This is a genomic window from Streptococcus urinalis 2285-97, assembly GCF_000188055.2.
Lineage (GTDB): Bacteria > Bacillota > Bacilli > Lactobacillales > Streptococcaceae > Streptococcus > Streptococcus urinalis.
Genome location: NZ_AEUZ02000001.1, coordinates 308,318 through 329,931, shown reverse-complemented (window position 1 = coordinate 329,931; position 21,614 = coordinate 308,318). Strand labels below are relative to the sequence as shown.

Here is a 21,614-nt window from a genome sequence, read left to right as displayed (position 1 = left end):
TTAGAACTTATTTTTTCTTTTTTGCTGCTGCAGCCTTAGAATGACGAACAATATTGCGATAAGTTTGTTGTACTTTAGCTTCATTAGGCTTTTGACCCATTTGTCCCATCATTTCACGAATAGCATCAGGTGTTAAACGTGGATGTTCACCAATTTCTTTTTCAATTTGTTTACGGGCAATAAAAATACCCCCTAAAACACCTAATCCTAATGCGATAATTACTATTAAAATCCAGATTGCAGTAGACATAATTATATATTTCTCCTCTTTTTTTACATTCCCTATTATAGCAGAAATGAAAGTGGTTTACAAATGAATGTCTCAGTTAAAAAACAGATAGCATCAGGTCTAAAATTCAAATCCTTCAATTGTTGCAAAATAATCTTCTGGTTTTTCAGCCCTTCTAATAAGCCTATACTTCCCATTTTCTTGTAGAAGAACTTCAGCTGAACGTAGTCTTCCGTTATACTGATACCCCATTGAGAAACCATGTGCACCAGTATCGTGTATATAGAGGATATCTCCAACCCTAGCTTCTTCTAGTGATCTTTCTTTAGCAAATTTATCATTATTCTCACAGAGTGAACCCACTACATCGACTTTCTCAAGTTTTCCATTTGAGTTTGTTAAATTGGTGATATGATGGTAAGACCCATACATAGCTGGTCTCAATAAATTGACAGCTGATGCATCGACACCAACATAATGTCTATAAGTTTCTTTACGATGAACAACTTTTGTAATTAAAGCACCATGTGGTGCTAACATAAATCGACCCAATTCTGTAAAAATGCTAACATCACCTAAACCATTTGGTTCTAAAATATCCTGAAAGACTTTTTGGACACCTTTTCCTATCTTAGCAATATCATTAGCTTCTTCATCTGGTTTATAGTTGACTCCAACACCTCCAGATAAATTGATAAAATCTAATCTCACACCCGTTTTTTCTTTAATCTCTACAGCCAATTGAAAGAGTTGTTTTGCTAGTTCTGGATAGTAATCATTGGTAACAGTGTTTGAAGCTAAAAATGAATGCAAACCAAAATGCTGAACACCTTTTTTGGCTAATTTTTCAAACCCCTTAAGGATTTGCTGATGTGTCATACCAAATTTTGATTCTTCTGGATTATCCATGATATCTGTCCCAAGAGCAAATACACCACCTGGATTGTATCGTAATGACACAGTTTCAGGTAATCCCACCATTTCTTCCACAAATGAAATCATTTCATAAGCATCCAAATTTATAGTAGCACCAATTTCTTTAGCATAGGCATACTCTTTAGCTGGTGTATTATTTGAAGAAAACATGACATCTTTAAATCCGAGCCTATGACTCATGATTAATTCTGTTTGAGTCGCACAATCAAGACCACAATTTTCTTCTTTTAAGATATTCAGAATAGCTGGTGTTGGGGTTGCTTTAACGGCAAAGTATTCTTTGAATCCTTTATTCCAAGAAAAAGCCTTGTTTAAAGCCCTCGCTTTATTTCTAATCCCCTTTTCATCATATAAATGAAAAGGTGTTGGAACATCTGTAATAATACTTTCAATGGTTTCTAAGTCTGTAAAGGGAATTTTCATTGTGATCTCCTAAATATTCTGATTATTTCAAATATTATAACATAAGTTGGTCATTTCCGTTCAATTCAACTAAAAAAACAGGTTGATAACCTGTTTTATTGATGTGATATCAGTGAAAGCAATTCCTTTTCTAGATCTGTTTGACTGATTTCTTCTTTTACCGTTTTTAGGACTTGACCACTTTTTGTTGAGAATAGCATGGTTGGAACTTCTGTAATATTCATTTGTTTGGCAAAAGATAGTTTTTCGTCTAGATAATAGGGAAAAGTGAATTTTTTCGTCTCTATATATAATTTAGCTGACGCACTGGTCTCTTTTTGACCATCCGTAGCATTAACCATTACAAAGTGAATCTTATCTTTATATTTTTGATATAAGTTTTCAATAACGGGCAATTCTTTTTGACAATGTGGACACCAGCTTGCCCATTCAACAATAAAAATAGGTTTATCATTAAATTCCTGTAAGTGTAACTCTGTGCCATCTGATTTTTTTAAAGTGGCATCTATAAGTTCTTGTCGAACGCTTTCTTTATTTGAATAGCTTGAACTAACAGAATTTGATGTTACTGTTTTATCTTTATGTTTTGTCAACTTATTATTTAGTATAAAAAAACTAAAGATAATAAGCATCAGACCGATCAATAAAATAGTAAGGTTTTTGTATTTTTTCATTTCTATACCTATTTTACATTTGAAATTATTTCATTTTGTCTTATTATATCAAAAAATGATCATTTTACTAAATGATTATCCAATAAAAAAACAGAGAAAATAATCTCTGTTTTTAGTCATTTCTACCAAAAATTCTTAAAATACTAATGAAAATATTGATAAAGTCTAAATACAAACTTAAGGCCATTGAGATAGCCCAACCATCACCAGGTCTTCCACCTGTTCCTTCATAAACACGCTTAATCATTTGGTTATCATAAGCAATTAATCCAGAAAAAATAAGTACTGAGATAATACTAATGAGATAATCTAAACCACTGTTCCCAATAAAAATGTTAATGAGACTGGCAACGATAATCCCAATTAATCCAGCAAATAATGCCTTACGCATACCTGACAAATCTTTTTTGACTCTAGAGCCAATAAAAGCCATAGCAAAAAAGACAATAGCCGAAGACACAAAAGCCTGGAAAACCGTACTCTTAGTATAAGCAACCATGATAAAACTCAAGGTAAAGCCATTTAAAGCTGAATAAATCAAGAAGATTGGTAATGCAGCTGGTGTGTTTTTCCGTGCGGTAGCACTCGCTGACACAACTAAAATAAATTCTAAAAAGACTGCTGCATAATAAACCCAAGAATAGTTAGTCAAGATTGCTAACATATTATCTGTAAAGACATATAGCATTAAGAAGGAAACAAAGGCTGATAAGCCTATTCCCATTCCGACCAAACCATAGATTTTTGCAAAAAACTGATTTAATTTACCATCCGTTTGTGTGTAAATAATATTCTCTTCCATTTGTTCTCCTCTTTTTCATTAACGATGATGACTGTTTAGTGTTTTACGTTTGAAAAAACGACGATTAGTCCATTTCTGACGTAGTGGCGTTGAAGCCTCTTTAACAGCCCAATATTTATCAACCATTGTAACAATATAGCTTTCACGATAGCGAGGAAAGGCAACAGTCGCTCCCCACATATGTTTTAAGATAATATCTTCTTCACGTTTATTTAAATGAGTTAATTTTCTAGCATTTCTTACTGCAATTCTCGGGTGAACCCAAGCATGGCTTTTATTAAATTTTGTAACGCGCCAATCATAATAAAAGAAATCATGTAATAAGCCACCACGAGCTGTACTTTCAGCATCCCAGCCAAATTTTTTAGCCATACGATAGCTTGTATAAGCAACATTGATTGAATGTTCTAAACGTGTGGAATGGTGATGTTGAACAATGCCACCTAACTTTTGAAATCTTGGATGTTCAATAAGTTGGCCAACAAGGTCCATAAATTCTTTATCTTCAGTGTATTTTCGCATATAATCACCTCACACTATCATTATAACATAGAACCCTAAATGAAACTGAAAATAAGAATACCAGCTGCTACAGCGACATTTAAACTTTCAGCTTGACCTGGCATAGTGATGTGAACTAATTGATTAGCTCTTTTAGCTAGCATAGGAGAAATACCTTGACCTTCATTTCCAAGAACTAATAAAAACGAATCTGGTTTCACAATACTCTTATAATCTTTTGACTGAGATGATAATGTACTTGCCAAAACGGGAATTTCGAGAGAAGTCATTAACTCTAGAACTTCCAGAACCGACTGACGATAAACAGGTATATGGAAATGACTCCCTTGCATGGACCTAAGCGTTTTTTGATTATATATATCAGCTGATTTATCAGAGATAAAAACTGCATCATAGCCTGCTGCATCGGCAGTTCTAATAATAGTACCCACATTACCAGGATCTTGCACATCTTCTAACAGTAGGTATTTCCCATTTGCTTTTATACTGAATTCTCTATTTTCATAAGCTACCTCAGCAATAATGCCTTGCGGATTTGGACTGTCACAAAGTTCTCTTAGAATATCATCTGAGACACAGGTAATTGGTAGTGACTGATCCAATCGCTCTTTCAATTCCTCTAAAACAAAGATGTTTAAAATATCCACTTTGGCTTTTAAGGCTTCTTCATATAAATGCCAACCTTCAATAAGGTAGGACGTTTTTCGATACTTCTTTTGCTTAAGTTTTTTTACTTTTTTAATGAGATTATTTGATTTAGAAGTTATAATAGTCATAGTGATATTATAACAAAAAAGGAGCCTACAAGATGAAAAAAGTAAGACTTATTGTTTCAGGTCGTGTTCAAGGGGTTGGCTTTCGTTACTCCACCTATCAGTTAGCAATTGATATGGGAAATATCTATGGTCGTGTCTGGAATAATGATGATGGGACAGTTGAAATTTTGGCACAATCAGATGACTCCACTCAATTATCACAGTTTATCCAAAAAATCAGACAAGGCCCCTCTCGTTTTGCAAAAGTAACCTATGTTGACGTTAAAATAGAGAATTTTGAAGATTTTTCAGACTTTAAGATGTCAAATTAAAATTCAGTCTGCAGAACTATTGAGTATTTAGACAAAAAGAAGTAGAATAGATAGGTATTATTTAGATTATAAAGGAAATAAAACGTGAAATTAAAACGAAATCGTATTTTATATTCGGCCTTCACAATATCATTATTGATGATGATGACAGGATGTGTTAGTCGAGATTCAAGTGGTAATCCGACTGGATTTATCTGGAATATTTTTGGCCGTCCCATGTCTTATTTTATTGACTACTTCGCTAACAATGCGAGGTTAGGTTATGGCTTTGCTATTATCATTGTAACTATCATTGTTCGTACACTAATCCTACCATTAGGGCTCTATCAAGCTTGGAAAGCTAGTTATCAATCTGAAAAGATGAACTATCTTAAACCAGTTTTTGACCCTATTAATGAGCGCATGAAAAATGCCAGCACTCAAGAAGAAAAAATGGCTGCTCAAACTGAGTTAATGGCTGCTCGAAAAGAAATGGGGTTAGACCTTTTAGGTGGTATGGGATGTTTACCACTTCTTATCCAAATGCCTTTCTTCTCAGCTATGTATTTTGCTGCGCAATATACTAAAGGGGTATCAACTAGCACTTTCATGGGAATTGATCTTGGTCATCGTAGTATGATCATGACTATCATTATCGTGGCTCTTTATTTCATTCAATCATTACTTTCAATGTATGGTGTTCCAGAAGAACAACGTGCACAAATGAAATCAATGATGTTCATGATGCCAATTATGATGTTTTTCATGTCTTTAAATCTACCATCTGGAGTCGCATTGTACTGGTTTGTGGGTGGTTTCTTCTCAATTATTCAACAACTAATTACAATGTTTATTTTAAAACCAAAACTTAGACAAAAAATTGAAGAGGAATTTGCAAAAAATCCACCAAAAACCTACAGTGGACAAAAGTCACGCAAAGATGTTACTCAAGTTACTCCTAATCCAACTATTCAAGCTTCAAAAGCGACTGGTAAGAAAAATAGAAATGCTGGCAAGCAACGGAAACGAAAATAATTTTAAAAGCCCCTCAGTGAGGGGCTTTTTTAATAATCAAAAAAAGATATTGTTATCGCAACATCTTTTATGATTCTGTTTTTTCAACTTTAACAATCTCAACTTGATAACTGCCAGCTGGTGATTCAATAGTTGCTTTATCACCAATCTTTTTCCCAATTAATGCTTGAGCAATTGGACTTTCATTTGAAATTTTTCCCGAAAAGATGTCTGCTCCTGCAGCACCGACGATATGATAGACATCTTGATCATCAGAACCGTCTTCTTTGACAACGACTGTTTTTCCGATAGCAACTTCATCTTTTGCAACTGCATCGCTGTCAATAATTTCAGCATAACGGATTTTGGTTTCTAAAGTTGAAATTTGACCTTCAACAAAAGCTTGCTCGTCTTTTGCTGCATCATACTCAGAGTTCTCAGATAAGTCACCATAAGATCTTGCAATTTTGATGCGTTCCACAACTTCTGGACGACGGACTAGTTTTAAATCTTCTAATTCTTGTTCTAGAAGTTCTTTTTCAGATTGGGTCATTGGATAAGTTTTTTCTGCCATTATTTTTTCTCTCTTCTCTTTTTTTAGAAATACAAGAGGCCAAAGCAATTGTGCCTAGCCTCTTTGAACATTCATCGTTCTAATGAATCTCAACTAATATCATAACATAAAATAGGTCATCTGACTTACTTTTATATAAGATTATTGTGAGATATTACTGTTTACATATTTTTCTACATTTGCAGTATGTTCTTCGTAAGTTTTTGCGTAGTAAACATTACCAGTTTTGACATCTGCTACAAAGTAAAGATAATCTGTAGAGTCTGGATTAACTGTAGCTTCTATAGCTGATTTACTTGGACTATCAACCGGCCCAGGCATTAAACCTGTATTGGTATAGTCATTATAAGGTGAGTTTATGCTTGTATTGATTGATGCATCTTCAGATAAAGTCGTCTTTTCACCAAGTTTACCTATTGCATAAAGTACTGCTATGTTACTTTGAAGAGCCATTCCAGAATCTAAACGATTGTTAAAAACACTTGCAATTTTTCGTCTATCTTCATCTGTAGAACCTTCTTTTTCGACTAATGAAGCCATTGTGAGGACTTCGTTTACCGTTTTTCCAGATGATGCTATTTTATCATAATATGGAGATAAGGTTTGATTAGTTGTTGAAATCATTTCTTCAACCAAAGCTTTCATATCTGTATCTTTATAATAATTATAAGTAGCAGGGAATAAATAACCTTCTAATTGATAGGTAGCTTCGTCAGATGATGGCAAATTACCAAGTAATTTAGAATATTTTTTAACCATATCCGCAATAAAAGTTTTATCTTTAACTACCGCTAAAAATGCTTTTGATGTAAAAGGTGTTTTATCTTTAGTTGACTTAGTTGCCACATTATCATCAATTGAATCTGCAATTTGTTTAATGGTGTAACCTTCTCTAACCAGAACTTTCCCGACTGCTGGTTTGGTTGGTTCTGTTGTCCCACCTTTTTGAAGTTCTTTTGCAATTTCGTCTAAAGACATACTCTTTTGAAGATTGTAATAACCACTTTGGAAGTTAGTGTAATTTTTAAATTTTGAATAAAAATTAAATACCGTTCCACTCTTAATTAGACCATCTTTTTCCAAAATTTGTCCAATTAATTTATTACCAGACCCAATTGGAATGTCAACCTGAACATAACTTTTATCTGTTTTATCGACTGGTTTTAAAGATGAATTAATATAATAAGCCCCAAAAAGTCCCAAGGCAATCAGGATTAAAACAAGTACTAAGATAATTCGTTTTGTTATCTTGTTAGCAAGACCTTCTGTTTTTTGACGTCTTTTTTTTCTCATTGATTTCTCAGTATCTTCTTTAACATCAGAAGACGTTTCTATTGGTTGATTTGAATTGACGGGTGCCAAGGTAGACTCAACTGACGGTGTTTCTGAATCTAATTCTGAACTAGTCTTATCACCTTCAGAAAATTGTGACTCAGAATCACTGTTTCCAATAAGATTTGTTTCTTCTGATGAGCTCATCATCGAATCATCTTCACTTTTCATAGACACTACAGGAAGTGGTTTTGTTTGATCAAATTCTGTACTTTCCATCATAGAAGCACTATTGGATTCTTTTTGACTTAGAGATGAGTCATTATTAGAACTGAAGTCTTGGCTTTCTGAAAAAATTTCTTCTGACTGTTTTGTTGAGAGTTCACTTGTAGGGTTATCTTCCTCCAAACTCTCAGTCTTGTTTTCTTTTCTTTCTTTTGGCGAAAAAGTATCGCTAATCTGATTTAATGTTTGGTCAATTGATTCTTGATCAGTTTCGACTGCAATGTGATTTTCTTGAAGTGCTTTTTGAGCATTATCATGAAGCTTTTTCTTTTGAGCTTGTAAATCTGCTTCAGCACGATCTTTTCGATCTTGCTCTTCATATTCCGCCATTAATTGAGCTGTTTTTTGAGCTAATTCTTTAGCCTCTTGTTCTTTTTGGAACAGTTCTTCTTCGCGGATTTTTCTAAGTCGATTGGCTTCTTCTAATTCCGCTAAAATTTGTTCTTTAAAGCTTCTACCACCTTGAGATTTTGACTCTTGGTCTTTTAAATCTGTCAAAGCTTTTCCTCCTAAACTTAGTCAATCGACATTATATCTTAAAAATTCACTAAAAGCAATAAAATACGCTATTTGTCACTGATTCTTAACAAATATTCTGTGGGGGTTTAATGCTTATTTTCCCAAATCATATCATACCAAACTGCCCCACCATGTTGAGAATCAGAAAGCCCCCTATCTTCAAATCCATTCATTTCATAGTAAGCAATTAAATAGTCATGACAGGTTAGAATAATCCCTTGTCTCTTTTGTTCTACGGCTAAATCCTTTAATGCTGCCAAAAGTGTTGTTCCAATGCCTTGTTTTTGAAATTTCGGAGCCACTGATAAACTTGTTACAGCTATATAGCCACCTGTTTGAGGATTTTTATTAACATGATGAAACAAATCATCTGTCAAATAAGGACTACTAAGAACAGGTCCTTCAATATAACCTGCAATTTCGTGATCCATTTCTAATATTAAAAAAGTGTCCCTTATCGTTTTTAAACGTTCTTCAACTGCTGAAGCTGTAGCTGCTTCATTTTCCGAAAAGTTAGCTTGTTCAATTGCTAAAATTGCATCTAAATCAGTTATATTTGCATGTCTGATTTTCATTGATTCCCTTCTTTCTAATAGATAAAAAGCCAAGAATGATCTTAGCTTTTTTATTTAGCATTATTGATTGTTCTTTGTGAGACTAGCTAGTAATTCTTCAAAAGAACGTTCGTACAATTGAATATCACCTGCCCCCATAAAGACATATACAGCATCTTCATGATCTAATAATGGAGACACATTTTCAACTGTAACAACTTGATGAGTTTTTTTAATTTTTGTTGCTAAATCTTCAACTTTAACGTCTCCATGGTCAACTTCACGCGCAGAGCCATAAATCTGTGCCAAATAAACAGCATCTGCTTCATTTAAAGCAGTTGCAAATTCATCTAAAAGAGCAATTGTTCTGGTAAATGTATGTGGTTGAAAAATAGCTACAATTTCTTTACTTGGATATTTTTGACGCGCAGCATCTAAAGTTGCAATGATTTCAGTTGGGTGATGAGCAAAGTCATCAATAATGATGGTGTCATTTATTATTTTTTCAGTGAAACGGCGTTTTACACCTGAGAAAGTCTTCATGTGTTTGGAAACAAGTTCCATATCAAATCCTGCAATGTAAAGATTAGCAACTATTGCAGTTGCATTTAAGACATTATGTTTACCATATGCAGGAACATGGAAATCACCAATTTGTTCGCCATGATAGCTGACTTTGAAGTCTGAACCATTAGTTGTTCGCTTAATATCATAAGCCATAAAATCATCTGATTCTTCAAAACCATAATAGTAAATTGGAGCATTTGTGGTGATTTTACGAAGGTAAGCATCTTCACCATAAAGAAATAACCCTTTTGTCACTTGTTTTGCATAATCATTAAAGGCATTAAAGACGTCATCGATACCAGTAAAGTAATCAGGATGGTCGAAGTCAATATTATTAATAATAGAATACTCAGGGTGATAAGGCATAAAGTGACGTTCATACTCATCAGACTCAAAAACAAAATATTGCGCATTAGCTGATCCACGACCTGTACCATCACCAATCAAATAAGAAGTATCTGTAATGTTTTTTAACACATGGGACAAAATACCAGTTGTCGATGTTTTTCCATGAGCGCCAGCAACACCTAAACTTGTAAATTGTTTCATGAAATCACCTAGAAACTCGTGGTAACGTTTAAAAGGAATTCCCATTTTATTGGCATAAGCAACTTCAATATTATTGTCATCACGAAAAGCATTTCCAGCAATCAACTCAACATCTTTTGTAATGTTAGATTCTGAAAAAGGTAGAATCTGAATTCCAGCTTGCTCTAGTCCACGTTGTGTAAAATAATACTTTTCAACGTCACTACCTTGAACGTGATGTCCCATCTGATGTAACATCAAAGCAAGCGCACTCATTCCTGAGCCTTTAATTCCAATAAAATGATACGTTTTTGACATGGTTTCTCCTCAATTTGCGTCAAGTTTTCTATTTTTCGATTTAAGAACAAATAACTGATAACAGGTTCAAACTGCAATCAGTTATTTGCTTTGATTAATTAACATCTTCAAAACTTAAGTTAAGTTCTTGCGCAATTGAACGCTCTTTATTAACTTGATTGTCTTGTCTATTATATATTTGACTTCTCTTTAAGAAATCATAATTATTTTTCTTTATGCCTTGTTTTGATTCATTTTTTGGCTCTTTAAATTGTTTTGGTATTTCAGCTAAAATGTAATCATCCTGACTTAGTTTTTCAGTAAAACGACTGAGTTCTGTTTTTGGTCTTTCGGCAACTTCTTTTTGTTTTGATGTTAAAGCGCCAACAGACTTCTTCTTACTAAAAACAGGTTTAGCAGGCATTTTTAGTTCTTTTCCTAAATAGGCTTGTCGTTTTTCTTTGACATCTAGTCTTGCTTTTTCTCTTGCAATCTCTGCATAGGACTTCCCTTCTTGATGGGACTGTTCCCGTTCTGCACTGATGCGAGAAGCATTACCTGTCTGACTTAAGAATTCATAATTTCTTGTATTATCGCTATAGTCTTTTTCTTGGTAGTAGCCATGGATATTACTAATGAGATCTTCATTATCATATAATCTCATATATACATTTGATTCTATAATGGGTTGTCCATCTGCAATTAATGGAAATTGTTGATCTGTCATCTATCCACCTACCTTTCTATAGCAAGTCATATTATAAACTAAATAGACTAATTTTTCAAAGTTTATCTTTATAAACATTCTATATTCTGTCAGTATAATCTTTAATACCTAGTATTTCTCTAATATCTTCTATTGACATAGTAGACCTTGATTCTTCACCATCTAAAACAGTTGTCACGAGATTTTTCTTACTTTCTTGGAGTTCGAGTATTTTTTCTTCGATAGTTCCTCTAGTTATTAATCGATAAACTTCAACGTTTTGTTTTTGGCCAATCCTATGGGCACGACTAATCGCTTGATTTTCGACAGCAGGATTCCACCAAAGATCTATTAATATTACAGTATCTGCTCCAGTTAGATTGAGGCCTACTCCTCCTGCTTTTAGGGAAATTAAGAAAGCATCTTTTGAACCATTATTAAATGCTCTGGTCATTTCTTGTCGATCATTTGAAGGTGTTGAACCTGTCATCATATAAGAGCTTAAACCAATTTTATCCATTTCTTCTTTTGTCTTATCAAGCATTCCTCTAAATTGTGAGAAGATAAGAGCACGATGACCATTTTCTTTAATCTGAGCCAGTAACTCTCGTAAACTGTCAATTTTCCCACTTCCTCCTTTATAGTTCATAAATAAACTAGGAGTATCACAAATTTGTCTTAAACGTGTAATTCCAGATAATATTTCAATTTTTCGTTTATTGATATCATCATCTGTTGCACCTAGAAGACTTTCTTGTATTTGAGAAAGTTGGGCTAGATAAATGGCTTTTTGGCTGTCAGCCAATTCACTGGTATAGTTCATTTCAATTAAGTCAGGGAGCTCAGGCAAGACATCTTCTTTTTTTCGCCTCATAATGAAAGGCTGAATAGCTTTTGCAACCTGGCTAGCATCTAGTTTACTAAATGCCTTTTTCTTAGGCAATAAGCCTGGTAAGACAATTTGAAAAATAGACCAAATTTCTGTTAAGTTATTTTCAATGGGTGTTCCAGACAGGGCAAAACAATTTTTGACATCAAAGTCTCTCAGTTTCTGTGCAATTTTAGTCTGGTTATTTTTCATCACTTGTGCTTCATCAAGAATCAAATAATCAAATTGTTTCTCTTGAAAAAGATTAAAATCTTGTCTAAATGATGCATAACTTGTTACAACAACCTGATGATCTTCTGAAATAGTGGCCATTCTTACGTGTTTTAAACCATAGGAAACAGCGACATCAATAGTTGGTGCAAATTTTTGAAATTCATCTTTCCAATTATAAATTAAACTGGATGGGGCCAAGATAAGCACTTTAGTATTTTTTTCTAAAATAGTGGATAAGAAAGCAATGGTTTGAAGTGTTTTTCCAAGTCCCATATCATCAGCAAGAATGCCACCAAATCCATAATGATTTAACATAGCAAGCCACTTAATACCAATCATTTGATAGTCTCTTAACTCAGCATTAAGTGATAACCGAGGAAGTTCAAAAGCTTCAGGATGTCTCAGATCGTAAGCTAATTGTCTAAAGGATTCTGAAAAAGAAATATTATCATAATGATCAAATATATCCGCAACTTGAAAGGCGGCTAATTGATCTAATTGAATATGACCATTTTTTAAATGTTTCGCTCTTAATGTCTGAAGTGTTTGACTAATCTTTTGCGTTTCTTCATCAAAGACTACCAATTTCCCAGCTTTGTTGATAAAGTAAGGTTCACTGTCAAATAAAGCTTTGAGTGCTTGGTCAACATCATTTTGAAAGATAGAAGAGAAATCAAATGAAATATCTAATAGACCGGCTTGTCTTTCAATTTCAATTTTTGGTTTTTCCGTATAACGTAATGCTTCGATATCAGCTGACAAAGAAACAACAGCTAGTTTTTCAAATTGTGGTAGCGTTTTAGTAAAAAATCTATATAGTTCTTTTTGGTCTAATGCGGCATGAAAAGCTGTAAAGCCTGTTGTAAAACCTGTTGATTTTAGAAGCTTCATTAAACTTTCTTCTTTTTTATAATGACTGGCAAAGGGCAGATTGAGCATCTCTTCATTGCTACTAACTTGAACATTGCCATAATCGAATGTAATCTGAGACTTGATTTTGTCATCGGGCATCAAATCAAAATCCACCATAATATCAAAATCCATTATGGTAAAACTTTTTGGTGCTTTGACTTCGCCAATCGTTTTGAAAGTAAGAAGACTATTTACTAGCTTTGTTTGGTCTTCTAAATCAAAGAAGATGTGTTTCGACAAGTCCGATTCTAAGGGTAAGCTTCTAATAGCACTAATCAATTTACTTTGCTGGTAATTTAAATGATAGAAAGTATTTTGATAAAGCAAAAAGGTATTTTGAAATAGAGCACGAGCATTTTTTTCTATAATTTTTAACTCAAAAGATTGTAAATGAACAACGACTTCAAATTGAAAAAGATTTGCAGACTGGTCGATTTCTTGAAAATAAACTTGTTTATAAGTTTTATTATTATCTTCGAATAAAAATTCGTATAAGTGGTTCATTAAGTGAAGACCTTCTTCAAATAATCCTACTGGAAGCCTTAAATTTCTACCGTGGTTTGGAAAAAGTGTCTCCAATGAATGCTTATCATTTTCTGGTATTAGACGCCATAGAAATTGTATCAAGTCTTGACTTTCTTCATCAAACTGGAGTAAAGATAAGGGTTCATAATAATTTTTTCCAATCTGATAAAAAGATTCGCTTTTGACAACATTTAAAAAACCTTTAATATCTCTGACGACGTAAGACCGCTCATCTGGTAACCTATTTATTTTTAAAGACCACCAAAAATCTGATGAATAAGGACTCTGACTCCCATAGGCAGACAGTCTATATAATGTAGTCTCATCTTCATTCATCTCTATTCCATCAAGAAATAAACTTCCAAAGGAGTTTTTCTTTTTTATAGTCGTTTCATTACTATGCTCTTGTTGTAACTCATCTAATATAGCTTTCCCTTGATTGGTATTTTTTAAATAGTATTCAAGTGCTGCTATATGTTCACAGTAATTCTTTTTGGCAAAAAAGGCACATTGACAAGTCACTTTTTCATCTTGAAGAGAATAAAAAAGAGCATTACCATCAACTTCTGCATTGACACCATCTTGGGTTTTATCTAAAATCTTAACTTTTCCACTATCATACAGTTCAATTCCTTTATTTCTAATACGACCTGGAATCATTCTTACCATCAAGAAACCGCCTATTCTAGGGCAAATATGCACCAAAACTCTATCCTTTTATTATAGCAAAAATCCGAACAAATAGCATTGATTATTTCAGATTTGCTAGCTTTTTATAAGATTGATATTTTTATGAAATAATAATATTTTATTAATTAAATGCTAATATTATTACTAAATAAACTTTTTTTGTGAATTGTTTTAAGTTATAATAACAAATGCAAAGAGTCGGGGATAAAAAAACTCTTTGCAGGGGGGAATTTATGAAACATAAAAAACTAACAAAGCTGATGCTTGGTTTAGCTGCATCTAGCTCTGTTTTACTTTTTGCACCTCAAAGTAAAGTGCATGCTATCGTGGGGATTGAACCTGGTCAATCAATTGGTAGAGGTAATTACCAAGAAATGAAAGGTCCAAAATTAATTGTCCGCTTAGTTGGAATCAATATTGATAATCCAGCTGATAGGATAGAAAGTCATTATATGCAATATGCTATTGAGCAAGGACAGGTCATTTCTAAAAGTAAACTGCTTTATTATGCCCAAGAAATGTTGCACAATACTGTGGGAGGTATTGAAAATAATGCATTCAATATTCAAGTGGTAGCATTTGAAGAAGGAGCTTCTGTCAAAAGACAAGTATCTCCACTAAATGGTGGTATCATGCATGAGATGCCAATTACAGAATATGGAGTTGATATTCCTTATACCAAAGATAGTGATGACAATCCAACTTATGTTTTGAAAGGAAATATCTACTTCAAAAGACTGGATGATCAGCCTATAACAATGGTTAATCTACCAAGAGGAACTGAAGTTGCTGCTGTACATCGCGTTAATTTTGTAGATGTGACAAACCAAAGACAGACAACCGAAGAGTTTAGTACTGTTGGTTCATCATTTTACGAATACCCTGTTTGTCATGTAGGAGATTATATTAGTGACGATGAGCTATACAAGACAGCTAAATTCTTATTTGAACATTCACACCTACCAGCACAAGGATATGTTCTCAAACAACGTATCTCAACGAAAGTTGCTCAAAATCATGGCATTTGGAATGATTTATATCAATTTGATGTCAAAGAAGGTCCATTTATTCATACCATTTCTAATATGAGACCTTATTTAGAAGGTAGAGAGTATCCTGTTGATCATATTTCAGAAACTTATTTTGTAACAAAGACAAATCAAGAGTTATCACCAGCGACATCAACTGTTACAATGGATATCGTCAATCATACTGATAGAAAATTATTATTCAACAAAGAGATTACAGCTCCTAAATTGATGGTTGAAAATGGTCTTAAACAATATTTAAATCAGCATCCTCAATTATTAACTCAAAAAGATGGTAGTCTTTATCATCTTATCTCTATCAAAAAAATAGATGATTATCACTTTGAAGTTGCTGTTGATAATAAATAAACAAAAAAACCGTTGCTTTTGCAAACGGTTTTTACTTTGTCAAAATAATGGTAAAGATTGTCCCTCTGGGATCATTGTCTTCAACTTTAATGGTCCCACCTAGTTGTTTTAAAATTTTGCTAACCAAACTTAAACCAATACCATAACTCCCAATAGCTGAGTTTCTACTTTCATCAATGCGATAAAATAACTCAAAAATTTGCTTCTTATTGGATGGCGCAATACCAATACCAGTATCAGATATTTTGATACTTACCTGGGTATCATCTTCTTTAGCAGAAATGTTAACATAACCACCTTTATGATTATATTTAATAGCATTTTCAATAATATTATATAAAACACGTGATAAGAGCTGTTGATGACTGTTAATAGTAATATGGGGTGAGTTAAGGGTTACCGTCACATCTTTTTGATGAATAAGATCTTTCAAATCAGAAAGACTCTCATCGATAACCTGATTTAAATTAACTAAGCTCTTAATTAATTTTTCTTCATTACTAAATAACAAAATACTTTCAACAAGGCGATTTAATCTAATGACATTTTGGTCAATAATATCAATGAAGGCTTTGACTTTTTTGGGATTAAAATCGTTTTGTTTTTTAAACAGATCAACACGTGATCTCATCACTGCTAAAGGTAACCTTAATTCATGGGCAACATCACTGGAAAATTGTTTTTGCCTATTATAACTCTTATAAATTTTCTCAAATGCCTGATTAAAAGTAGAAGTTAATTGTTTGACTTCTAAAGTCCCTTTCGCTAGTACAAGCTCTTTTTGATATGCTTCCAAATGATCGACATCGATATGCTCTACAGTATCAGAAAGTTGTTTGAAAGGTCTTAGTATATTCTTGATTAAAGCAAGTAACAGTATTGAACCTATCAAGATAGTCGCAAATAAAACAGCAATTGAAAATAAGCGATATTCATTAGTAGCAATAATAGTATTGTTATCAACAATAATAGATGATTTGCTTTGAACATCACCTGTATCAAGGCTATTAACCAATTGTTCTGTTAAATAAGTCTGATACCAATTTAAAACTAAATTGGAAATAAGCGTCATACCTACAAAGACTGAGATAACACCAGTGCTCAATTGAAATATAACAGTTTGACTAATATGACCTTTTTGAAACTCTTTCATTTTTTCCCTTTTTCATTTCCAATAAATCATCATTATTAAATAACTGGTATGTCACTTAATTAGCTTTAATAATGCCTTAATATTATATCTAAAAAAAAAGAGAAAAAGCTATACTATACCTATAAACAGTAACTTTGATTATGTCACTTTTTATAAGTCATCATACATTTTTGAACTTAATTGAAGAAGGTGACCTAATAATTGATTGACATCACCAATTAAGTTGAAAATATCATCTTCACTTAATATTTCATAAGATAAATCACTACCTTCACTATTTGAAGTTTCATAAGCTTCAAGCCATTCTGAACTAGTATAAAATGACTTTAAATCTAAATAGGATGGATAGCTCTTCTCAAAAGTCTCTATCGCTTGATTTAAAGAAATGACGTTTTGTTGGACTTCTTTAAAATATTTTTCATGTTTTTGTAATTCTTGCTGATTCATAAGACTTCTCCAATCGTTTTTTCCATCATAACATATCTCGTAAAATAATAAAAAAAAAGAGACATAAGTCCCTTTTTTTGATTAGATATGATTTTTTAAACTCTCAGCTGCTAGTTTCCCAGAAGTCAAGGCCCTTGCGTTATTTGCACCAGATGGTGAATCTATTCCCATTACACCACCGACAACCTCACCTGCGGCATAAAGACCTTTGATCACATTTCCTTTGGTATTTTCAACTTCAAGTTTATTATTTACAACTAATCCACCCATAGTTGTCGCAAAACGTGGTCTTTGTTCAATCAAATAGTAAGGCCCTTGACCAACTTTTTCTTGCAAGAATCGACTTTCTCTATGGAAATCTTGATCATTACCTTCCTCGACAAATTGATTGTATCTATTCACCGTATTAACCAATGCTGTTTCATCCATGCCAGCACTCATAGCAAGTTCCTCCAAACTATCTGCATGGTAGAAATAAGGTGTTTTTTGACCATTATTATCCAGCCATTCATCTAATTCTGCAGCTGAAATACCTGCTGCACCCCCACCAACAACAACTAAATCAACTGTCTCTTCCACTACTTCTGTTGATCTTGCTATCGTTGGTTTTTGTCTTGCCTTGAGGACATCAACATTGTCTTGACTACTTGCTTGTAACACTGCTTCAGAAACACCATCAATGACACCTTGACTTGTTGATGAAGCACCTGACACTGCATCTACATTTAAAGTTTGAAAGTCAATGATTTGAGAAGGCATCTTTTCAAAGACTAAATCAGATAAGCCTGCAGATTCACCAGCACTATCTATCTTAATGGAGGTAATTTCTGAGTCACTAAAAGTGACAATCATAGGCAGTTCACTATTATGTCCATGAGCCATGACATGATATTCCCCTGCTTTATATTCCAATGGTTTTTCCATCAATGATTTAAGGCGTTTGGCTTTTTGCGCCTCTGCTTCTTTGTCTTTTACTAAATGGAAAGTTTCATCCATAAATTGCCATAAAGGCGTTGGTATTACAAGTGACTGCCTTTCATGACTATCTGCAAATGCAGGAATATGGTCTCCTCTCATTATTTTAGTGGCCCAATCAGGCTCAATAAGAAAACCTTTTGCTACCGCAACTAAATCATATCCTAAATCCAATGCTGCTTGAGCATCTGCTTTTTGTAAAATGGATCCTACTCCAATAACAGGAACATTTGCTAATTGGTTAGAACGATTCTTATTGTATTTTTCTATTGTTGGTTCTAAATCATTAGTATTGACTAAAGACGTCCGTGAATAGATTCCCATAGAAAAATGGACATAATCTAAACCAATTTCTGCTAATTTTTCAAGAAGGAATAAGCTATCTTCAAAACGGATACCAGGTTCTTCAATTTCTTCTGGAGAGAAGCGGTAACCTAAGATAAAGTCTGGTACTTTTTCTTCTTTTTTTACTTGGTGAGCTGCTTCTAAAATACTGATTGCAAATTTACTTCTCTTTTCAAGCGTTCCACCCCAAGCATCTTGTCTGCGGTTTGAATGTGGTGACAAAAATTGTTGCAATCAATAAGTATTGGCCCCATGAAGTTCGACACCATCAAAACCCGCTTTGATAGCACGACGGATAGCTTCTTTGAAATTGGAAATCATATCCAGTATTTCTTGATGGGTCATTTCATTTGGAACTGGTGCCCCAGGTCTCAAGGCAGCTACTGCTGAAGCTGAAATGGGAGTTGCCCCACCGTTCATCTCTGGCCAAGCCATTCTCCCCGCATGGTAAATTTGAATCAATGCTTTTGACCCTTTATCTTTAATGGCAGTCGCTAAACGGCTTAAACCTTCAATTTTATCATCATTTATTTTCAACGAAAGCACTTTCTACTATGACAGTGCCAATAGTACCTGAGCGCTGTGCATAGTAACGAATGAGCTCTTCAGTGATTGTTCCATCAAAATAGGCAGATTGTGTCGTCATTGGCGCCATAACCATACGGTTTTTGAGTTGTTGACCACTTGATAGTGCTATATTATCTAATAATTTTTTTGTCATATTATTTCCTTTATTTCCAAATAGAACTACTCTATTAATCATTCTAATAAACGTGATATTATTTGCTAGTAGTATGTCATCTTTATAAATGAATGACTGATGGTTTTTTTTACTTTGATAACTACGTTTTAGCATTTATTATTTTAAAAAGATGACAAAAGGTCATCTTTTTAAATTCTATTTATCATTAAATAGAAGATCATGAATATAATCTACTGTCATATCTTCACCGGTAAAGAGTTTGAAGGCTGCAGCACCTTGATAAAGCATCATACCTAAACCATTCATGGTCTTTTTAGCGCCATTAGCTCTTGCAAATTTTAATAATTTTGTTTCTGCTGGAGAATAAACGACATCAAATACAACAAGATCTGGTCTGATTACCTCTGGGTCATTGATAAGGCTTAAGTCTATTAGCTTGCCCATACCAACTCCAGTTGCATCAATATAGATACTTGACTCAGCAATTGATTTCTTGAAAGCTTCTTGATTGTCAATATCTGTGATGCTTGCTTTAGTATCTGTCTTACTCATGATTTTTTCGACTGTCTTTTCAGCATTTGCATAAGTAGGGTCATTTGGGTTAAAGATTCGTACTTCTTTTGCGCCATCTAAGCTCAATTGAACGGCAATGGCAGTACCTGCACCACCTGCACCTGCAAGTGTTATGATTTGATCCTTGACAGATACTCCTTCTGAAGCTAAAGCTTTAACAGCTCCTACACCATCTGTATTATGACCAACTAAATGCCCTTCACCATCTTTATTGACTACGGTATTAACTGCACCAATAAGTTCGGCAGCTGGTGATAACTCATCTAGATATGGAATAATGGCTTGTTTATTTGGCATTGAAACATTTGCACCACGTATTCCTAGAGCACGTATACCTTTTACAGCATCTTCTAATTCATCATTACCAACCTCAAAAGCAAGATAAGCGTAATCTAGACCTAACTTAGCAAATGCTTCATTATGCATTTTTGGTGATAAACTATGACGAATAGGAGTTGCGATTAATCCTATTAATAAGGTGTGTCCTGATAAACGTTCTGACATAATATACCTCTTTCATGACATTTATTTCAAAATACTATCTTTTATTTTTTGTTGCTATTTGAAAAAATAGAAACACCAAAGATATGACTATAACGACGTCCTGTAAAGATCATTAGCGCTGCTGATGCAAAACCACAGAAAGCTACAAAAAGCATGATTAAATCTGCATGATTTGCAGCAATTAATTTAGCTGCAATTAATGGGACAACATACGAACCTACTGACATAACAAAGAAATAAATACTTGTGTTACGACCTTTATTGGTATCGAAAAAATGATTTAATACAGCATTCCCCATTTGGAGTAAACCACCCGCAGCAAAGAATCCAATGAGAATACCTGCAAGTGTGAGCGTTCCTGCTGTTGGATAGAAATAGACTAACAATCCTGCTAAACCAGCAAAAATGGGGCTGATGACTAAAATAGCCATATCTCGAACACCACGAACCATGATGAAAGCAAATACTACAGTTGCAATCAACCCGCCAAGTTGATAATAAGATGTTACTGCAGAAGCACCTGATTCAGACATATGAATCACATTTTGAGCATAGAGTTTTGATGCTTGTTGGAATAAATAGAAAGTTGAGTAAATCGTAAAGGCAAAGGCTGATAGAACAACACCATCAATAGCAAAATTAGCTTGATTTTGATGTTTTACAGTTGAATGATTTCCTTGTGTACTTTGACTTTCTTCAAGGTATTTTATAGCTTGACTAGCTGAAATTCCCTTTTCTTTTTGAATATCACTATCAGGAAAATGGGAAAGTAAAATACCAATTAAGATAATAAAACTCAAGACAAATGGCACCCACAAAGCTAATGCATTTGAAATCTTGTGACTGACAATAAAGGCAACTAATAATGGGTAAAGCATTGATGAGATATTAATAAATGTTTTACCAATAATACTAGCTATTGATTTTTCTTTTGGAAAAATTTCAAATAAGGCTGGATTAATTGAACTATCATATAGTGAAGTCATGGCGCCACCAATAAATGAAAGTATATTTGCCATCCAAATATTGGTTGCAATTAGAAATGAGCCAAACATAATCACATAACCAATCAAACCTGCTACAATCAAGGGTTTCCGTCCAACCTTATCTGATAAGGTTCCTGCAAATGTTAGAAATATAATTTTTCCTAGTCCAGTCCAGGCAATAACACCAAAAACAGCTGCTGCAGCCACATGCCATTTTGTTGCAAAGTAACTAGCATTTTGTGAAATAAAGACAGCTTGCATACCATGACAAAAGTAAGTCATCCAAAGTAAAAAAGCAGTGAGATTGTATTTATTGTTTTTAAACATGGTTCTT

Annotated in this window: 19 protein-coding genes and 1 pseudogene; 3 read left to right on the top strand and 17 right to left on the bottom strand. The window is 33.6% G+C overall.

Annotated elements, in window-relative coordinates; translation table 11 throughout:
* Window positions 1-7 precede the first annotated feature (7 nt).
* The 6 genes from STRUR_RS01590 to STRUR_RS01565 form a co-directional block, all read right to left on the bottom strand.
* Complete coding sequence (locus STRUR_RS01590) at window positions 8-250, bottom strand: YneF family protein (protein ID WP_006738902.1); 243 nt, start codon at window positions 248-250, stop codon at window positions 8-10.
* Between the two features lie 99 nt (window positions 251-349).
* Window positions 350-1,588 (bottom strand): diaminopimelate decarboxylase, encoded by a 1,239-nt coding sequence (locus STRUR_RS01585; protein ID WP_006740095.1) that lies wholly within the window; start codon window positions 1,586-1,588, stop codon window positions 350-352.
* Between the two features lie 95 nt (window positions 1,589-1,683).
* On the bottom strand, window positions 1,684-2,262 hold the full coding sequence (locus tag STRUR_RS01580) for a TlpA family protein disulfide reductase (RefSeq protein WP_006740266.1): 579 nt from the start codon (window positions 2,260-2,262) through the stop codon (window positions 1,684-1,686).
* 112 nt (window positions 2,263-2,374) lie between these two features.
* Window positions 2,375-3,064: a Bax inhibitor-1/YccA family protein gene (locus tag STRUR_RS01575; protein ID WP_006740400.1), complete on the bottom strand. Its 690-nt coding sequence runs from the start codon at window positions 3,062-3,064 to the stop codon at window positions 2,375-2,377.
* Between the two features lie 18 nt (window positions 3,065-3,082).
* The gene (locus STRUR_RS01570) at window positions 3,083-3,586 is read right to left on the bottom strand and encodes an HD domain-containing protein (protein WP_006740410.1); all 504 of its coding nucleotides are present in this window, start codon (window positions 3,584-3,586) and stop codon (window positions 3,083-3,085) included.
* A gap of 35 nt (window positions 3,587-3,621) precedes the next feature.
* Complete coding sequence (locus STRUR_RS01565; protein ID WP_006739935.1) at window positions 3,622-4,362, bottom strand: TrmH family RNA methyltransferase; 741 nt, start codon at window positions 4,360-4,362, stop codon at window positions 3,622-3,624.
* Window positions 4,363-4,394: 32 nt separating this feature from the next.
* Between STRUR_RS01565 and STRUR_RS01560 the strand changes: the two genes are divergently transcribed.
* Both STRUR_RS01560 and yidC read left to right on the top strand, forming a co-directional pair.
* On the top strand, window positions 4,395-4,673 hold the full coding sequence (locus STRUR_RS01560; RefSeq protein ID WP_006739314.1) for an acylphosphatase: 279 nt from the start codon (window positions 4,395-4,397) through the stop codon (window positions 4,671-4,673).
* An 84-nt stretch (window positions 4,674-4,757) separates the two neighbouring features.
* Window positions 4,758-5,687 (top strand): membrane protein insertase YidC, encoded by a 930-nt coding sequence (gene yidC / locus STRUR_RS01555; protein ID WP_006740190.1) that lies wholly within the window; start codon window positions 4,758-4,760, stop codon window positions 5,685-5,687.
* A gap of 67 nt (window positions 5,688-5,754) precedes the next feature.
* Here the strand turns inward: yidC and greA are convergent, their stop codons facing one another.
* The 6 genes from greA to STRUR_RS01525 form a co-directional block, all read right to left on the bottom strand.
* Window positions 5,755-6,240, bottom strand: coding sequence for a transcription elongation factor GreA (greA, locus tag STRUR_RS01550; RefSeq protein ID WP_006739183.1), 486 nt, complete (start codon window positions 6,238-6,240; stop codon window positions 5,755-5,757).
* Between the two features lie 141 nt (window positions 6,241-6,381).
* Window positions 6,382-8,295, bottom strand: a complete 1,914-nt coding sequence (gene mltG / locus STRUR_RS01545) for an endolytic transglycosylase MltG (RefSeq protein ID WP_006738433.1) — start codon at window positions 8,293-8,295, stop codon at window positions 6,382-6,384.
* Window positions 8,296-8,402: 107 nt separating this feature from the next.
* Window positions 8,403-8,891 (bottom strand): GNAT family N-acetyltransferase, encoded by a 489-nt coding sequence (locus tag STRUR_RS01540; RefSeq protein WP_006740395.1) that lies wholly within the window; start codon window positions 8,889-8,891, stop codon window positions 8,403-8,405.
* A 60-nt stretch (window positions 8,892-8,951) separates the two neighbouring features.
* Window positions 8,952-10,283: a UDP-N-acetylmuramate--L-alanine ligase gene (gene murC / locus STRUR_RS01535; protein WP_006739947.1), complete on the bottom strand. Its 1,332-nt coding sequence runs from the start codon at window positions 10,281-10,283 to the stop codon at window positions 8,952-8,954.
* Between the two features lie 94 nt (window positions 10,284-10,377).
* Complete coding sequence (zapJ, locus tag STRUR_RS01530; RefSeq protein WP_006739957.1) at window positions 10,378-10,989, bottom strand: divisome accessory protein ZapJ; 612 nt, start codon at window positions 10,987-10,989, stop codon at window positions 10,378-10,380.
* A gap of 79 nt (window positions 10,990-11,068) precedes the next feature.
* On the bottom strand, window positions 11,069-14,176 hold the full coding sequence (locus tag STRUR_RS01525; protein WP_006739831.1) for a pilus expression-regulating Snf2 family helicase: 3,108 nt from the start codon (window positions 14,174-14,176) through the stop codon (window positions 11,069-11,071).
* A 254-nt stretch (window positions 14,177-14,430) separates the two neighbouring features.
* Here STRUR_RS01525 and STRUR_RS01520 point away from each other — a divergent pair, with 254 nt between their 5' ends.
* Entirely contained in the window at window positions 14,431-15,594 is a 1,164-nt protein-coding gene (locus STRUR_RS01520; protein WP_006738739.1) for a hypothetical protein, read from the top strand.
* Window positions 15,595-15,625: 31 nt separating this feature from the next.
* Here STRUR_RS01520 and STRUR_RS01515 read toward each other — a convergent pair whose 3' ends face one another.
* The 5 genes and pseudogenes from STRUR_RS01515 to STRUR_RS01485 all read right to left on the bottom strand — a co-directional run bounded on the left by STRUR_RS01515 (window position 15,626) and on the right by STRUR_RS01485 (window position 21,607).
* Window positions 15,626-16,747: a sensor histidine kinase gene (locus STRUR_RS01515; RefSeq protein WP_006740409.1), complete on the bottom strand. Its 1,122-nt coding sequence runs from the start codon at window positions 16,745-16,747 to the stop codon at window positions 15,626-15,628.
* 150 nt (window positions 16,748-16,897) lie between these two features.
* Entirely contained in the window at window positions 16,898-17,194 is a 297-nt protein-coding gene (locus STRUR_RS01510) for a DUF4298 domain-containing protein (RefSeq protein WP_006739965.1), read from the bottom strand.
* Window positions 17,195-17,275: 81 nt separating this feature from the next.
* A pseudogene (locus STRUR_RS01505) lies at window positions 17,276-19,235 on the bottom strand (oxidoreductase).
* Window positions 19,236-19,412: 177 nt separating this feature from the next.
* Entirely contained in the window at window positions 19,413-20,294 is an 882-nt protein-coding gene (locus tag STRUR_RS01490) for a shikimate dehydrogenase (protein ID WP_006739670.1), read from the bottom strand.
* A 41-nt stretch (window positions 20,295-20,335) separates the two neighbouring features.
* Window positions 20,336-21,607: an MFS transporter gene (locus tag STRUR_RS01485; protein ID WP_006739238.1), complete on the bottom strand. Its 1,272-nt coding sequence runs from the start codon at window positions 21,605-21,607 to the stop codon at window positions 20,336-20,338.
* Between the last annotated feature and the right edge of the window lie 7 nt (window positions 21,608-21,614).

Excerpts from the sequence above, each read along its gene's own strand:
- STRUR_RS01515 (WP_006740409.1), bottom strand. The coding sequence starts at position 16,747 with ATGAAAGAGTTTCAAAAAGGTCATATTAGTCAAACTGTTATATTTCAA.
- STRUR_RS01525 (WP_006739831.1), bottom strand. The coding sequence starts at position 14,176 with ATGGTAAGAATGATTCCAGGTCGTATTAGAAATAAAGGAATTGAACTG.
- zapJ (WP_006739957.1), bottom strand. The coding sequence starts at position 10,989 with ATGACAGATCAACAATTTCCATTAATTGCAGATGGACAACCCATTATA.
- STRUR_RS01570 (WP_006740410.1), bottom strand. The coding sequence starts at position 3,586 with ATGCGAAAATACACTGAAGATAAAGAATTTATGGACCTTGTTGGCCAA.
- STRUR_RS01520 (WP_006738739.1), top strand. The coding sequence starts at position 14,431 with ATGAAACATAAAAAACTAACAAAGCTGATGCTTGGTTTAGCTGCATCT.
- STRUR_RS01510 (WP_006739965.1), bottom strand. The coding sequence starts at position 17,194 with ATGAATCAGCAAGAATTACAAAAACATGAAAAATATTTTAAAGAAGTC.
- greA (WP_006739183.1), bottom strand. The coding sequence starts at position 6,240 with ATGGCAGAAAAAACTTATCCAATGACCCAATCTGAAAAAGAACTTCTA.
- STRUR_RS01585 (WP_006740095.1), bottom strand. The coding sequence starts at position 1,588 with ATGAAAATTCCCTTTACAGACTTAGAAACCATTGAAAGTATTATTACA.
- STRUR_RS01485 (WP_006739238.1), bottom strand. The coding sequence starts at position 21,607 with ATGTTTAAAAACAATAAATACAATCTCACTGCTTTTTTACTTTGGATG.
- STRUR_RS01590 (WP_006738902.1), bottom strand. The coding sequence starts at position 250 with ATGTCTACTGCAATCTGGATTTTAATAGTAATTATCGCATTAGGATTA.
- STRUR_RS01575 (WP_006740400.1), bottom strand. The coding sequence starts at position 3,064 with ATGGAAGAGAATATTATTTACACACAAACGGATGGTAAATTAAATCAG.
- STRUR_RS01560 (WP_006739314.1), top strand. The coding sequence starts at position 4,395 with ATGAAAAAAGTAAGACTTATTGTTTCAGGTCGTGTTCAAGGGGTTGGC.
- STRUR_RS01565 (WP_006739935.1), bottom strand. The coding sequence starts at position 4,362 with ATGACTATTATAACTTCTAAATCAAATAATCTCATTAAAAAAGTAAAA.
- STRUR_RS01540 (WP_006740395.1), bottom strand. The coding sequence starts at position 8,891 with ATGAAAATCAGACATGCAAATATAACTGATTTAGATGCAATTTTAGCA.
- murC (WP_006739947.1), bottom strand. The coding sequence starts at position 10,283 with ATGTCAAAAACGTATCATTTTATTGGAATTAAAGGCTCAGGAATGAGT.
- STRUR_RS01580 (WP_006740266.1), bottom strand. The coding sequence starts at position 2,262 with ATGAAAAAATACAAAAACCTTACTATTTTATTGATCGGTCTGATGCTT.
- STRUR_RS01490 (WP_006739670.1), bottom strand. The coding sequence starts at position 20,294 with ATGTCAGAACGTTTATCAGGACACACCTTATTAATAGGATTAATCGCA.